The 14,322-nt window shown below is 32.8% G+C and carries 11 protein-coding genes; 1 reads left to right on the plus strand and 10 read right to left on the minus strand.

Annotated elements, in window-relative coordinates; translation table 11 throughout:
* Nucleotides 1-2: 2 nt before the first annotated feature.
* The 3 genes from HALSA_RS09390 to HALSA_RS09400 all read right to left on the minus strand — a co-directional run bounded on the left by HALSA_RS09390 (nt 3) and on the right by HALSA_RS09400 (nt 3,091).
* A complete protein-coding gene (locus HALSA_RS09390; protein ID WP_013406333.1) occupies nt 3-1,982 on the minus strand; it encodes a UvrD-helicase domain-containing protein in 1,980 nt (659 codons plus the stop codon).
* An 11-nt stretch (nt 1,983-1,993) separates the two neighbouring features.
* Nucleotides 1,994-2,473: a DUF456 domain-containing protein gene (locus HALSA_RS09395; protein ID WP_013406334.1), complete on the minus strand. Its 480-nt coding sequence runs from the start codon at nt 2,471-2,473 to the stop codon at nt 1,994-1,996.
* A 156-nt stretch (nt 2,474-2,629) separates the two neighbouring features.
* Nucleotides 2,630-3,091, minus strand: a complete 462-nt coding sequence (locus tag HALSA_RS09400) for a redoxin domain-containing protein (RefSeq protein WP_013406335.1) — start codon at nt 3,089-3,091, stop codon at nt 2,630-2,632.
* Nucleotides 3,092-3,333: 242 nt separating this feature from the next.
* On the opposite strand from HALSA_RS09400, the gene HALSA_RS09405 reads away from it, so the two are divergent.
* Nucleotides 3,334-4,734, plus strand: a complete 1,401-nt coding sequence (locus tag HALSA_RS09405) for an NAD(P)/FAD-dependent oxidoreductase (protein WP_013406336.1) — start codon at nt 3,334-3,336, stop codon at nt 4,732-4,734.
* Between the two features lie 61 nt (nt 4,735-4,795).
* Here HALSA_RS09405 and HALSA_RS09410 read toward each other — a convergent pair whose 3' ends face one another.
* The 7 genes from HALSA_RS09410 to HALSA_RS09440 all read right to left on the minus strand — a co-directional run bounded on the left by HALSA_RS09410 (nt 4,796) and on the right by HALSA_RS09440 (nt 14,318).
* Entirely contained in the window at nt 4,796-5,095 is a 300-nt protein-coding gene (locus HALSA_RS09410) for a YerC/YecD family TrpR-related protein (protein ID WP_013406337.1), read from the minus strand.
* Nucleotides 5,096-5,118: 23 nt separating this feature from the next.
* Complete coding sequence (guaA, locus tag HALSA_RS09415) at nt 5,119-6,657, minus strand: glutamine-hydrolyzing GMP synthase (protein ID WP_013406338.1); 1,539 nt, start codon at nt 6,655-6,657, stop codon at nt 5,119-5,121.
* A 167-nt stretch (nt 6,658-6,824) separates the two neighbouring features.
* Nucleotides 6,825-9,449 (minus strand): pyruvate, phosphate dikinase, encoded by a 2,625-nt coding sequence (gene ppdK / locus HALSA_RS09420; RefSeq protein ID WP_041595818.1) that lies wholly within the window; start codon nt 9,447-9,449, stop codon nt 6,825-6,827.
* Between the two features lie 14 nt (nt 9,450-9,463).
* Nucleotides 9,464-10,273, minus strand: a complete 810-nt coding sequence (locus HALSA_RS09425; RefSeq protein WP_013406340.1) for a pyruvate, water dikinase regulatory protein — start codon at nt 10,271-10,273, stop codon at nt 9,464-9,466.
* Between the two features lie 316 nt (nt 10,274-10,589).
* On the minus strand, nt 10,590-12,254 hold the full coding sequence (gene groL / locus HALSA_RS09430; RefSeq protein ID WP_013406341.1) for a chaperonin GroEL: 1,665 nt from the start codon (nt 12,252-12,254) through the stop codon (nt 10,590-10,592).
* 197 nt (nt 12,255-12,451) lie between these two features.
* Nucleotides 12,452-12,745: a co-chaperone GroES gene (locus tag HALSA_RS09435; RefSeq protein ID WP_013406342.1), complete on the minus strand. Its 294-nt coding sequence runs from the start codon at nt 12,743-12,745 to the stop codon at nt 12,452-12,454.
* Between the two features lie 223 nt (nt 12,746-12,968).
* Nucleotides 12,969-14,318: a DUF512 domain-containing protein gene (locus tag HALSA_RS09440; RefSeq protein WP_013406343.1), complete on the minus strand. Its 1,350-nt coding sequence runs from the start codon at nt 14,316-14,318 to the stop codon at nt 12,969-12,971.
* Between the last annotated feature and the right edge of the window lie 4 nt (nt 14,319-14,322).

Genomic DNA, 14,322 nt, shown 5'->3' on the forward strand with positions numbered 1-14,322 from the left:
CTTTAATCTCCTCTCACATCAAGCCAGCGGTATAATGGTCCATCCTGTTCTTTACCACTGCTGTTAAAAAAACTATCTGCTATATATATACCATCATTTACTTTATAAACAAGACTAACAAGAAAATCACTTAATTGTTTTAATCTAATATTCTGATCTATCTTATCGTTCCATTCATTCTGATGCTGCCAGCTTTCTGAATATATATAGGGATTTACCAATTCTTTAGCAATACTCCTTAACCAGTGGCTGCTGGAAATATCAACTAAAAACAAATGATTGACTCCCTCAAGCTCTGGAGAAAACAAAAATTTGTAAGGAGAAGCTAAGATAACACCTTTTTCCTGTGATTGTCCTTTAAAAAGTGTTTCAGCGGCTAAAGTACCTTCATAAATCATATCAATATATCTGCTGCTTAAATCTTCTTTGTTTTTATGAAAATTTTCAACAGCAGAACGAAAACGTGCTACTGATTCAATCATCTGCCTGCAGGCAAAAATATCTTCCTGAGAAGGACTTAAAGGAGCCAGAAGCTCACTGAATACAAGCTGGAAAAAGGCATCTATTGTTAACTCCTCATTTTTTTTATCTGCCAGCCAATCTTTTAAATAATCATATTTTTCTGCAGCAGCAAAGTTTATCTTTAAGCGTAGATTATTATCTTTTAGTTCAATAAAACTCATTCCGGCTGCTGCGATTTCTTCTGCTAGAATATAAGATCTTAGAGGGTCTAATTCTAATAATAAGCTTAAACTCTGCTGTAAAGAAGAAATTCCGATCATTTCTGTTTTATCTGAATAAAACAAATATAGGACCAATAAAGCTCTGGCAAATGGTATATCAACTAATCTTTTAGAGCGATTAAAATTACTTAAATTATAACCATTTTTCTCTAAAATTCTTTCTAGACTAAAACTTAAAACTTTGTCAATTTGAGGTGAAATAATAGCAATTGAGTTTTCTGCTGCCCCTTTTTTTAAAAGTGATATAATTTTTTGTCCTACCTCTAACAGCATTTCACCCCTTAATTCACTATCAATTTCCTCCTTAAGTAATGGTGATTGTAGTAATTTACCCTCTCTTTTTTTTACTACTGATTTTATTTTTTTTGCTAATTCACTGCTTTCTTCTGCAGATGTATAGCTTTTTTCAAGTTTAATAATCTCCTGAGCATCAGAAAAGAATAATTCTTTTGCTGCTGCAGGATTACCACCAAAAAATCTATTAAAACCTCCACTTTCATTAAAAGAAAAATATCCTTCTATATTTTCGGTGCTTAATTTTTTAATTAAACTTTGACCAGCTGGTATAAGCTTTTCTAAGTCATCAACCATAAGATAGTCAAATCTTAAATTTAAATTATCAATATATTTAGGATCAGTTAAAAGATATTGATTAAAAATTGTGATAGCTGTGGAATAATCAAAAAGTCTATAGCGAAGGCAAAAATTACGGAACTTTTCCATAATCTCTACTGACTGTTCTGCATATTTTTCACGCTGAAGATCATTATTTGTCCAACGATAAAGCCTGTTTTTTAGTTCATTAAATTCAAGTATATTAAAAGAAGCCAGATTAAGATTATCAATCAACTGCACCGCAATCTGAACTGGCTTGGCTTTAATTTCGCGAAAATATGACTTTTCTTTTCTATATTTTGCTACATAATTGCTCATTAAAAAATGGGAAGTTTCTATATTCATAAAAGTTGGTTCAATTACTTTGTTTTCTCCACTATATTTTCTTTCTACAGCAGGCCAATTTTTGTTCAATTCTTGATTAACAAAGCCAAAGTAAGTATAAATATTTAAATTACCAACTAAATTTAAGTCCAGCTCTTCTCGGTAGGAATTTACTGCTTTAGCACTTTTCAAAAAGAATAATATTTTTTCACTCAAATTATTCTGGGCTAATTTTTGGTATTTTTCTTTTAAAATTGTACTTTTCCCGGTGCCAGTATCTCCCCGATAAATTTTATACATAAATTGTCCCCCTAAATAATTTCTATAAAAAACCAGATTATTAAAAATAGCTGCATAAAGAATCTGGCAAAAGCACTGGCAAAAAATGCAGAAAGGCTGCTTAAGGCTAGGCGAAGAGCATTATCTCTGTTTTTACTCTGCCAATACTCTACAACAAAGATCAAGAGAAATGGTCCAATTATAAAACCAAGTGGGCCCATAATTAAAGTTCCCAGGAAAATTCCAAGCACCGCTGCTATAACAGTTTTATTACTTCCACCCTGTCTTTTTACAAAATATGCATTTGATAAATAATTTGCTAAAAAAACCAGGACAGTTATAATTACAGCAGCTATCCAAAAATAAATAGAATACTCAAAGTCTGGAATAATTACTCTGTATAAAATAACAGCTGCCCAGAAAAATACTGAATCAGGCAGTAGTGGTATAAATATGGCTGCTAATTCTACAATAAATAATAATATAATAATAATATAAAGCAATACTTCCATTTATTAGCCCCCAGTGTGTGAAATCAAAGTATTAAATTAACTATCTTCATTCTAAGATAAATTATACCACAAAAAACAAAGAGCAAGCAAAAAGGCTTTTAATATTAGCCGCCTTTTACTTGCTTTTTAATTTAAAGTATCTTTACATTTATAAAATTAGCTGTTTGCTTTAACCTCTTTTAAGACCTCATCGATATCTGGAAGATCATGTATATCATAAACTTTAGACCACAGGATTTCTCCCTGATCATTGACTAAAATATTTACTCTACCTGAAATACCTTTTTTCTCTATAAAAATACCAAGCTCTGAAGCAAAAGTTCCATGAGGCCAAAAATCTGACAGCAATTTAAGATTTTCAAAACCAAGTTCTTCTGCCCAGGCTTTTTTGGCAGGAACAGGGTCAACACTTACACCCAGTGGGACAGTATTATTTTCTTTAAAAACCTGATAATTATCTTCTAATGATTCCATCTGCATTCTGCAAACTCTAGTCCAGGCCAGGGGATGAAATGATAACAAAATATTTTTACCAGCAAATTTTTCTAAGCTAAGAGTTTCACCAGTATGATCACTAAGATTAAAATCAGGAATCTTTTCTCCTACTTTATATTTCATCTATATCTCCTCCAAATAAATTATTGTAAACTTGAGTCACTAACTACAGTTTAAGTTATTTTATTTTTAATATCAAGTTATGATTTTACATTAAAGTAAATATCTCGAGTTTTTATTGAAGATATTTTAAATTAATGGTGATTTATTGCTAAAAAAGAAGGATTTTTGCCCCCTGTCAAGAATAGTATTAATTGGTTTGTCTAATAATTTAGACATAATTAAAACCTGGAGGTTTAAAAGTAATGACAAAAAAAGATTATGATGTAATAATTATCGGTGCTGGTCCTACTGGTATCTTTACTGCAATGGAATTAATTAAAAAAGATGCAGGCTTGAATATACTAATTTTAGAAAAAGGTACTGACCTAAAAAAAAGAATTTGTCCAATGAAAGAAAACCCTGGAAAAGGTTGTGTAAATTGTAAAAGTTGTGCAATTGTTTCCGGATGGGGAGGTGCTGGGGCTTATAGTGACGGCAAATTATCTCTATCGCCTGATATAGGAGGTAACTTAGAAAAATATATTGGTAGACAGGCTTTAACAGATAATATCGCTTATGCGGATGATATTTATATGGAATTCGGAGCTCCAGATAGAGTTTTTGGAGTACCAAAAGATCAACAAAATGAAATTCGCAAAAAAGCAGTTAAAGCAAAATTAAAATTTATTCCTGCTAGATTGAGACATTTAGGAACTGGCTACAGCCAGGTGGTCTTACAAAATATGCAGGATTATCTTGAAGAACATGGGGTTGAAATACGTTTCAATACCAATGTTAAAGAGTTTATAGTTGAAAAAGAAAAAATAAAAGCTGTTAAAACTGCTGACGGTAAAATCATTAAAGCTAAATTTGTTATGGCTGCTGCAGGAAGAGAAAATGCAGAATGGCTAACAGATCAGGCTAAAACCCTTGGAATTGAAACAGCCATTAATCCTGTTGATATTGGAGTCAGAGTTGAATGTCCAGCTGCAATAACTGAATATTTAACAGACAATTTATATGAGACCAAACTAATATATCATACACCTACTTTTGATGATAAAGTTAGAACATTTTGTATGTCTCCGTATGGAGAAGTTGTTAGTGAAAATAATCAGGGCTTGATAACAGTAAATGGTCACAGTCATTCTGATATCAAAACACATAATACTAATTTTGCCCTTCTTGTTAGTAAAACATTTACTGAGCCGTTTCATCAACCAATTACCTATGGTAAGGATATAGCAAAATTGGCAAATCTACTGGCTGGTGGGGTATTAGTCCAAAGACTTGGAGATTTATTAGATGGTAGGCGCACAACTGACGAAAGACTGGAAAGATCAATCACTGAACCTACACTTAAAGATGCTACTCCAGGTGATTTATCATTAGTTCTTCCTCACAGACATCTAACAGGAATAATTGAAATGTTAAAGGCTTTAGATGAGCTAGCTCCAGGTTTATACAGCCGTGACACTCTTTTATATGGTGTCGAAGTTAAATTTTATTCCTCACGCCTTTCGGTAAAAAATAATCTAGAAAGCAAAGTAGATAATCTCTATTTTGGTGGTGATGGAGCAGGTATAACAAGGGGACTAATGCAGGCTTCAGTTTCTGGAATAGTAATTGCCCGTTCAATTATGAAAAAAGAAAACATCAAATAAATTTGATTTAATATTTGAAACCGGCTGTTGTTACAACAGCCGGTTTTTATATTGCTTTTATTTAATTTTCATTATTTTTATTCAATCTTGCTAAAATTAAATTATAACCATCTTCCCCATATTCTAAAGAACGCTTGACTCTGCTAATTGTAGCAGTACTAACACCTGTTTCCTCCACAATCTGATCATAAGTATAGCCTTCTTTAAGCATTCTTGCTACTTCTAATCTTTGCCCAAGAGCTTTAATCTCACCAACTGTAGCAATATCTCTAAAAAAGTCATAACACTCTTTTTCATCTTTTAAAAGCAAAATTGCCTTAAACAACTGATCAGTAAATTTATCATCTACTTTTCTTGACAAAGTTTACACCCCTTTTCTCTTATTTACTCCCATTCAATAGTTCCAGGGGGTTTAGAAGTAATATCATATACAACTCTGTTAACTTCAGATACCTGATTTACAATTCTATTAGAAATAGATTGCATTAACTCATAAGGCAATCTTGCCCAATCAGCAGTCATAGCATCATCACTGTTTACCGCTCTTAAAATAATTGGATAACCATAAGTCCTTTCATCCCCCATAACTCCAACGCTGCGAAGATCTGGTAACACAGCAAAAGATTGCCATATTTCTTTATAAAGACCTGCATCTCTTATTTCTTCCTGTACAATTGCATCTGCATTTCTTAAGATATTTAATTTAGACTCATCAACATCACCAATTATTCTAATCGCCAAGCCTGGTCCAGGAAAAGGTTGCCTCCAGACGATTTCTTCAGGTAGACCTAAAACCTCACCAATTTTTCTTACCTCATCTTTAAACAAAAAGTGAAGTGGTTCTACCAATTCTAAATTCATCTCATCAGGAAGTCCTCCTACATTATGATGACTTTTAATTGTGGCTGATTTTTCGGTACCTCCACTTTCAATAACATCAGAATAAATCGTACCCTGAACTAAATAACGTACATTTTCAAGTTTTTCCGCTTCTTCATCAAAAACCTTTATGAATTCTTCTCCAATTATTTTACGTTTTGCTTCAGGTTCACTAACACCACTCAATTTATCTAAAAATCGCTCTTTTGCATCTACATAAATTAATGGGATATTGAATTCTTCCCCAAAGGTTCTTCTAACCTGTTTTGCTTCTCCTTTGCGCAGTAAACCGTGATCAACAAAAATACAGGTTAACTGATCACCAATTGCTTTATGTACAATTGCAGAAGCTACGGCAGAATCTACACCTCCGGAGAGACCACAGATAACTTTACCTTTACCAACCTGTTTTCTTATCGCTTCTATTTCTTCATTGATATAATCTGCCATATTCCAACTTGCTTTAGCTTTTACTATTTTAAAAAGGAAATTATGAAGCATTGTTTTTCCTTCTAAAGTGTGATTTACTTCAGGATGAAATTGCACTCCATAAAAATCTCTTTCAAAATCTGCCATAGCAGCTGTATCTGTTAATTCAGTCTTAGCAATTCTTTCAAAACCATCTGGAAGCTTTTTGACATGATCACCATGACTCATCCAGACCTGGGTTTTACTTTCGATATCTTTGAAAATATCCTTACCCGAAAAAATTTCTAAATTTGCCTTACCATATTCACCATGTTCAGCTTTTTCTACTACTCCACCTTCTAAAAGCTGAGCCATTAACTGCATTCCATAGCAGATTCCCATAATTGGTATCTGCAGTTCAAAAATTCCCTGATTAACACCTGGAGCTCCAGCTAAGGTTACACTATCAGGACCTCCTGACAAAATAATAGCTAATGGATCAATTTCTTTAATTTCAGCTAAAGAAATATTATGTGGTTTTATTACCGAATACACATTAAATTCTCTTATTCTTCTTGCAATTAACTGACTGTACTGTCCCCCAAAATCAAGGATCAGTATTTTATCGTATTCCATCTAATTCCCCTTCCGCTTTTATTTACTAAAGTATACAGTGGAAAATACACTTTTGTCAAGGTAGAAAATAAAGATATTAATCTAAAAGCTCCCCTGCTTGAAAACAAATTTTCCAGAGGGGAGCTGTTAATTCTTGATTTAATATTTAATTTTAATTGTCTTGATAATTAATCATTATTTATTGCTGACTGAGCAGCTGCAAGTCTGGCAATAGGAACCCTATATGGTGAGCAGGAAACATAATCTAAACCTACTCTATGACAGAAATCTATTGAAGAAGGTTCTCCACCATGTTCACCACAAATTCCTATTTTTAAGTCTTTTTTCGTTTGTCTTCCGAGCTTAACAGCCATATCTACTAATTTCCCAACACCCTCTTGATCAAGGGTCGCAAATGGATCTTTTCGGAATATTTCTTTATCCATGTACTGATTAATGAATTTACCGGCATCATCACGAGAGAATCCATAGGTCATCTGGGTTAAATCATTGGTTCCAAAGGAGAAGAAGTCAGCATGTTTAGCAATATCATCTGCTAATAAGGCTGCTCTTGGAATCTCGATCATGGTACCAATAGTATAACTGAGATCAACACTAGATTGATCTATCAATTCTTCTGCGACCTCTAAGGCCTGCTCCCTTAAAATAGCCAGTTCTTTTTCAGTGCCAATTAAAGGAATCATGATATCAGCCTGAACATCATATCCCATTTCTTCATTAACCTCTAATGCTGCGGAAATGATAGCTTTAACCTGCATTTTATAAATTTCAGGATAGCTGATACCCAGACGGCAGCCTCTATGGCCCAGCATAGGATTCATTTCTTCCAGCTCTTCAATCGTTCTTTTTAAGCTTTCAACTGGAATAGAAAGTTCATCTGCTAAAGATTTAATATCTTTTTCATTTTGTGGTAAAAATTCATGTAACGGTGGATCCAATAGTCTAATTGTTACAGCCTTATCTTCCATAACTTTAAATATTTCTTTGAAATCATCTTTTTGATAGGGGAAAAGCTTATCTAAAGCTTTTTGCCGTTTTTTCTTGGTATTCGCAACTATCATTTCCCGAACCGAAATGATCCTGCCGCTTTCAAAGAACATATGCTCTGTTCTACATAAACCAATTCCTTCTGCACCAAAATCAAGTGCTACTCCCGCATCCTTAGGTGTATCTGCATTTGTATAGATACCAAGCTGTCTGTATTCATCAGACCATTCCATTAGCATCATGAAATTATCACTTAAATGTGCTTCTGTGGTTTCTATTACACCTGCATATACTTCACCTAAGCTACCATTTAGGGATATATAATCACCTTCATTAAAGACTCTATCATCAACATAGAACTTTTTAGCATCTTCATCTACTCTGATATCTCCAACACCTGCAACACAGCATTTACCCATACCTCTTGCTACAACAGCTGCATGAGAAGTCATACCACCTCTTGAAGTTAAAATACCTTCAGCTTTGACCATTCCTTCAATATCTTCAGGTGATGTTTCTTTACGAACCAGAATCACATCTTCACCGGCTTCTGCAGCATCTACAGCATCTTCAGAAGTAAAATAAACTTTACCTGTTGCTGCCCCTGGTGAAGCAGCAAGGCCTTGAGCTAACTTATCAGCTTTTTCTAATTCATCTTTTTTGAAATTAGGATGAAGCAGCTGACTTATATCTTCAGGATCTACTCTTAAAATTGCTGTCTCTTTATCGATCAAACCTTCTTCTTCCATATCTACTGCAATATTAACCGCAGCATCTGCAGTTCTTTTACCTGTCCTGGTCTGGAGTACATATAAGTCTCCTTCTTGAATGGTAAATTCTATATCCTGCATATCTTTGTAATGCTCTTCTAATGTTTCAGTTAATTCTACGAATTCTTCATAAACTTCAGGCATTAATCTTTTGAGTTCACTAATATCTTTAGGAGTTCTTATTCCTGCTACAACATCTTCACCCTGAGCATTGAGTAAAAATTCTCCAAAGACTTTATTTTCTCCAGTTGCTGGGTTTCTGGTAAAAGCAACTCCAGTACCAGAATTTTCTCCTATGTTACCAAAAACCATTGTTTGCACATTAACTGCAGTACCTAAATCATGAGGAATATCATTAATATTCCTATATGATCTGGCTCGAGAGTTATTCCAGGAACTAAAAACAGCTTTAACAGCCATTAAAAGCTGCTCTTCTGGTTTTTGTGGAAACTCTATGTTTTTGCGCTTCTTAATTAAATTTTTAAATTTTTCAATTATATCTTTTAAATCTTGAACTTCAAGATCAGTGTCATTGTCATAACCATTTTTTTCTTTTCTTTTTTCTAGAAAATTATCAAACTCATAAGCAGGAATACCTAAGACAACATTACCAAACATCTGAATGAGCCTTCTGTAGCTGTCATAAGCAAATCTAGGATTTGATGTTTTTTTAGCAAGACCCTCAACACTTTTATCATTTAAGCCCAAGTTTAAAATAGTATCCATCATACCAGGCATAGAAATCACTGCACCTGAGCGAACAGAAACTAACAAGGGGTCTTCTAAATCACCAAACTTTTTACCCTGCTTTTTTTCTAACTCTTTCATGTAATCAAAAATACCCTCTTTAATTTGGTCTTCAAGCTTTTCACCCATTTCAAGATATCTAATACAGGCTTCGGTTGTGATTGTAAATCCTGGAGGTACTGGCAATCCAATATTGCTCATTTCAGCAAGATTAGCTCCTTTACCACCTAACAACGACTTCATTTCTTTTTTACCTTCGTCAAATGAGTAGATATACTTTTTCAACAAAACCCCTCCTTAAATTAATTTAAATCATTGATAATATCAATAATTAAATTTGCTGCTTCTTCAACAGCTTTTTTTGTCATATCTATTACTGGGCAACCCACTCGCCGCATAATTTTTTCAGCATAATCTAATTCTTCAATGATTTTATCTATCGAAACATAATCAACTCCACTATCAAGCCCAAGCACTCTAATCCTCTCTCTTCTTATTTCAATTAGATCTGAAGGATCAATTGTTAAACCAATCACTTTTTTTCTTGGAGCTTCATAAACCTGATCAGGTACCTTAGCACCTTTTACAAGGGGAATATTAACCACTTTATAATTTTTATGTGCCAGGTACATACTTAAAGGAGTTTTTGAAGAACGAGATACTCCTATGAGGACTATATCTGCTTTTAAAATTCCTCTTGGGTCTTTGCCATCATCATATTTTACGGCAAATTCTACTGCCTCTACTCGCTTAAAATAATCTTCATCTAATTTTCTTATCACCCCCGATTCTCGTGCTGGTTCTTGGCCAATAAAATCAGTAAAAGTTGAAAGACAGGGGCCCATTATATCAATAAAGGGAAACCCTTTTTTTTGACATTTATCTTCTAAATATTGAGCTGTTTCTTGATTAACTATTGTATATACAACAATAGAGTTTCTATTATCTATTGGGTCTAAAATATCATCTATTTTAGTTCTACTTTCCACATATGGATGTTTTTTAATTTCATAATCTGCATTTTTATACTGTTCTGCTGCCGCCCGAGCCACCTGCTCAGCTGTATCACCAACTGAATCAGATATAACATAAATATCAAATTCTTTTATCATATAACCACCCTATCCCACAGCATTTTATTGTTAAATTTTAATTTAATCCATCTATATTATAACACTACAAAGAAAAAAATTCAATATTTAGAAAATTAATGTTATTTGTAAATATATAGAAATTTTTAAGGATAAATAACTTAATAGTTGAATTTAAGTTTTATTTATTTAAAATTATTTCCTTAAAAATCTATAATCAATTTCTCTAATTATTTTATTCTCTAAAAGAATTAAAAAACCTTTTATAAATTTAAAAAAGTGCACCCCTGAGGGATGCACTTTATAATAAGTCAATTATTTATGAATGGAATCAGGCTTACATCATACCGCCCATTCCACCCATTCCGCCCATTCCGCCCATTCCTCCGGGCATTCCTCCGGGCATTCCTCCACCATTATCGTCATCATCATCACCTTTGTCGGCAACTAAACATTCGGTGGTTAAGAGCATTGCTGCAGCACTAGCAGCATTTTGTAGAGCAGAACGAGTTACTTTGGCAGGGTCAATAATTCCAGCTTCGATCATATTAACATATTCGCCTTTCATGGCGTCAAAGCCAATTCCTGGTCCTTTTTCTTTTACCCTCTCTACAATAACTGAACCTTCAAAACCAGCGTTTGAAGCGATTTGCTTTATTGGAGCAGATAAAGATTTTCTTACAATGTCTACTCCTGTACCCATGTCACCTTCAAAATTGAGATCATCTAAAGCTGACAGAACTTCTAAATAAGTAGTTCCTCCACCTGCAACTAGACCTTCTTCTACAGCTGCTCTAGTAGCAGATAAAGCATCTTCAATTCTATGCTGTTTTTCTTTTAATTCAGTTTCTGTAGCAGCACCAACCTGGATTACTGCAACTCCACCAGCTAATTTAGCGAGTCTTTCCTGTAATTTTTCACTATCAAACTCAGAAGTAGAAGCTTCAATTTGCTTTCTTAATTGATTGATTCTATCCTGAATTTTTTTCTTATCACCATTACCTTCTACGATAGTGGTATCATCTTTTGTAATTGTAATTTTATGTGCTTGACCCAAGTCATTAACACTTGCATTTTCAAGTTTAAGACCAAGATCTTCAGTAATTAAAGTACCACCTGTTAAAACAGCAATATCTTCTAACATTGCTTTACGACGCTCTCCAAAGCCAGGTGCTTTAACAGCTACACAATTAAAGGTTCCACGAATTTTATTAACTACAAGTGTAGCTAATGCTTCTCCTTCAACTTCTTCTGCAATAATTAACAAGCTTTTACCTGATTGAGCTACCTGTTCTAAAAGAGGTAATATATCCTGAATACTATTTATTTTCTTATCAGTAATTAAAATATATGGGTCTTCTAATGAAGCTTCCATCGTATCTGTATCTGTTACCATATATGGGGAAAGATATCCACGATCAAACTGCATACCTTCAACAACTTCTAAAGAAGTTCCCATACTCTTTGATTCTTCAACAGAAATAACTCCGTCCTGACCTACTTTTTCCATAGCTTCTGCTATTAAATGACCTATTTCATCATCATTTCCAGCCGAAATTGTGGCAATCTGTGATACAGCTTCTTTTCCTTCAACCGGTCTGGAAACTGAAGCAATCTCTTCAGTTAATGTTTCAACAGCTTTAAGTATTCCTCTTTTAAGTAACATTGGATTTGCACCAGCTGCAACATTTTTTATTCCCTCTTTAAATATTGCTTCTGCTAATACTGTTGCAGTAGTAGTTCCATCACCAGCAACATCATTTGTTTTTGTTGCAACTTCTTTTACTGCTTGTACACCCATGTTCTCATAATGATTTTTGACTTCTATTTCTTTAGCAATACTTACTCCATCATTAGTAATTGTTGGAGCACCAAAACTCTGTTCTAAAAGAACGTTACGACCCTTTGGTCCAAGTGTAACTTTTACAGCATTTGCTAAAGTTGTAACTCCACTTTCTAATTTGCGGCGAGCTTCCTCACCAAATTTTAATTCTTTTGGCATTATTTAAACCTCCTATGATAAAACTGAGTTATATTTTAATATTATTACTAAACTTCTTTCTTTATCAGAAATTCAACAACATTTAACAGTCTTTATTGAGAATAGAAATTATGTTTTTGATTACTCAAAAAAGAAAATACAATCTCCTAAACATTAAAAAAACTTTAAAAGTATTAAAGAATTTTTAGACTGAATATCTAGTTAATTACTGCTAAAACATCTTTGATTTCAAGAATAATATATTCTTCTTCGTCAATTTCTACTTTTGTTCCAGCATATTTATCAAATACTACTAGATCTCCAACCGCTACTGGATCATCCTGTCCTTCTTCAGCGATGTTATCTCCCACAGCAACTATTTTACCCTGTTGTGGTTTTTCATCTTTTTGAGCTGAATCAGGAATTACAATTCCACCTTCTGTGGTTTTTTCTTCTTTTTCATCTTTTAAATATTGTACTGCAACTTTGTTATTCAATGGTTTAATACTCATTAAAAAATAACCCCCTTCATTTTATTTTCATTTATGATTAGCACTCAATTGAGGTGAGTGCTAACAAGCACTGTAAATATAATATCTAAGAAGGAAATTAAAATCAAGCTCAATAAAAGACCAATAAGAAGGTTTATAGTTTAATAAATGCTCTTAAAGTTAATTATCTCTTTCATTCTTTTAATATCTTTAAAATTATTAATTATATAGTGCTATTTGCTAATTATAATAAAATAACCTCACAATCATATCTATCTTCAAGTTCTGTATATGCATTTCCAGCTAAATCATTTCCATAATAATCATAAATTATCTCTGGTAAAATCAATCTTTTGAAGTTAAAGTTAGACTTTTCAATAATTTTTATAAGATCACTATTTAATAACAAACCGGCAGCAAAAATATTACCTCCAAAAAATTCATTTTCCGCTTTTAATAAAGCAAAATTATATTTTCCCTTTAAAAATTTTTTTGTGATATTTTTTAGTAGTGGAAAGGCAATTTTTGAACAAAGAACTGCAGTTGAAATGTTTTCTTTAGCTTTTAGACTCTGTTCAAGATAAGCTAATAGTTTTTCTTTTTTTCTGGAAGATATATCATAGGCCATAATAATACCTGATTTTTCTTTTCCCTTTTTTATTAAACTAATGGTTATTGTTTGTTTTTTTCTTTTAAGCAATAATTCTGGATCTGCGGATTTTTTGATTTTATAAAAAGCATCAACCCTACTTTGGGTTTTTTCTCCATTTACTTTTATAATTATATCACTTTTTTTTAATCCTGCTAAATCTGCTGCAGAATTTTTAATAATCCCCTCAATATTAGCATTTAAATTATCAATGATCTGCGGCTCAATTATAATTGGATAAGAATATTTTTCCGCTTTACTGTCAAGAAATTGTTTTAATTGAAAATAATATTCTGCTCCAGCAACATTATCTCCTCTTGCAAAATCGCTAAAACCAGCCAAAAATATTCTTAAAGTTTGAGGTGGATTATGTTTTTCTAAAAAATCAAGAGTTTGTTCTAAACTTGAAAAGCCTCGCATATGGTGCATTGAAACTATACTTGCCTGAAAATTTATTGGATAATTTTTTAGTTCTTTAATTATTTTAAAGACATTATCTGGCTGTGGATCATTCATTAAAAAAACCCGTTCTTCTGGACCGGGGGCATTTAAAGAAATATTTAACTCCAATGGTGCTAATTTTGCTAATTGCTTTAGTTCTTTTTCTTCAATAAAAGAAGCACTTGTGGTTATTTTAATTTCTACTCCAGGTCTTTTTTTTCTTAAAAGTTTTAGTATTTTCATTATTTTAGGATGAGCAAATGGCTCTCCCTCAATAATTTTACTGGCTGATTCTCCTATAATAACGGGCTTTTTATGATCAAGAAATTCCAACATGATTTTAATAAGCTCAAAATCTAAATGCCCAAAGCTGTATGTTTCAATTTCAGGAGGATTATTTTTATGGCTGCAAAAAATACAATTCAATTTGCAAATAGAAGTCAAAGGCAAAATATTATTTTCTTTTACAGTTTTAAATAAAATTTCTTTTTTATCTTTTAGCATCTTT

Origin of the sequence: Halanaerobium hydrogeniformans (assembly GCF_000166415.1) — a bacterium.
Taxonomy (GTDB): Bacteria; Bacillota; Halanaerobiia; order Halanaerobiales; family Halanaerobiaceae; genus Halanaerobium; species Halanaerobium hydrogeniformans.

Bases quoted from the DNA above. Each gene is read 5' to 3' on its own strand.
- HALSA_RS09390 (WP_013406333.1), bottom strand. From the start codon at position 1,982: ATGTATAAAATTTATCGGGGAGATACTGGCACCGGGAAAAGTACAATT.
- HALSA_RS09395 (WP_013406334.1), bottom strand. From the start codon at position 2,473: ATGGAAGTATTGCTTTATATTATTATTATATTATTATTTATTGTAGAA.
- HALSA_RS09400 (WP_013406335.1), bottom strand. From the start codon at position 3,091: ATGAAATATAAAGTAGGAGAAAAGATTCCTGATTTTAATCTTAGTGAT.
- HALSA_RS09405 (WP_013406336.1), top strand. From the start codon at position 3,334: ATGACAAAAAAAGATTATGATGTAATAATTATCGGTGCTGGTCCTACT.
- guaA (WP_013406338.1), bottom strand. From the start codon at position 6,657: ATGGAATACGATAAAATACTGATCCTTGATTTTGGGGGACAGTACAGT.
- HALSA_RS09425 (WP_013406340.1), bottom strand. From the start codon at position 10,273: ATGATAAAAGAATTTGATATTTATGTTATATCTGATTCAGTTGGTGAT.
- groL (WP_013406341.1), bottom strand. From the start codon at position 12,254: ATGCCAAAAGAATTAAAATTTGGTGAGGAAGCTCGCCGCAAATTAGAA.
- HALSA_RS09435 (WP_013406342.1), bottom strand. From the start codon at position 12,745: ATGAGTATTAAACCATTGAATAACAAAGTTGCAGTACAATATTTAAAA.
- HALSA_RS09440 (WP_013406343.1), bottom strand. From the start codon at position 14,318: ATGCTAAAAGATAAAAAAGAAATTTTATTTAAAACTGTAAAAGAAAAT.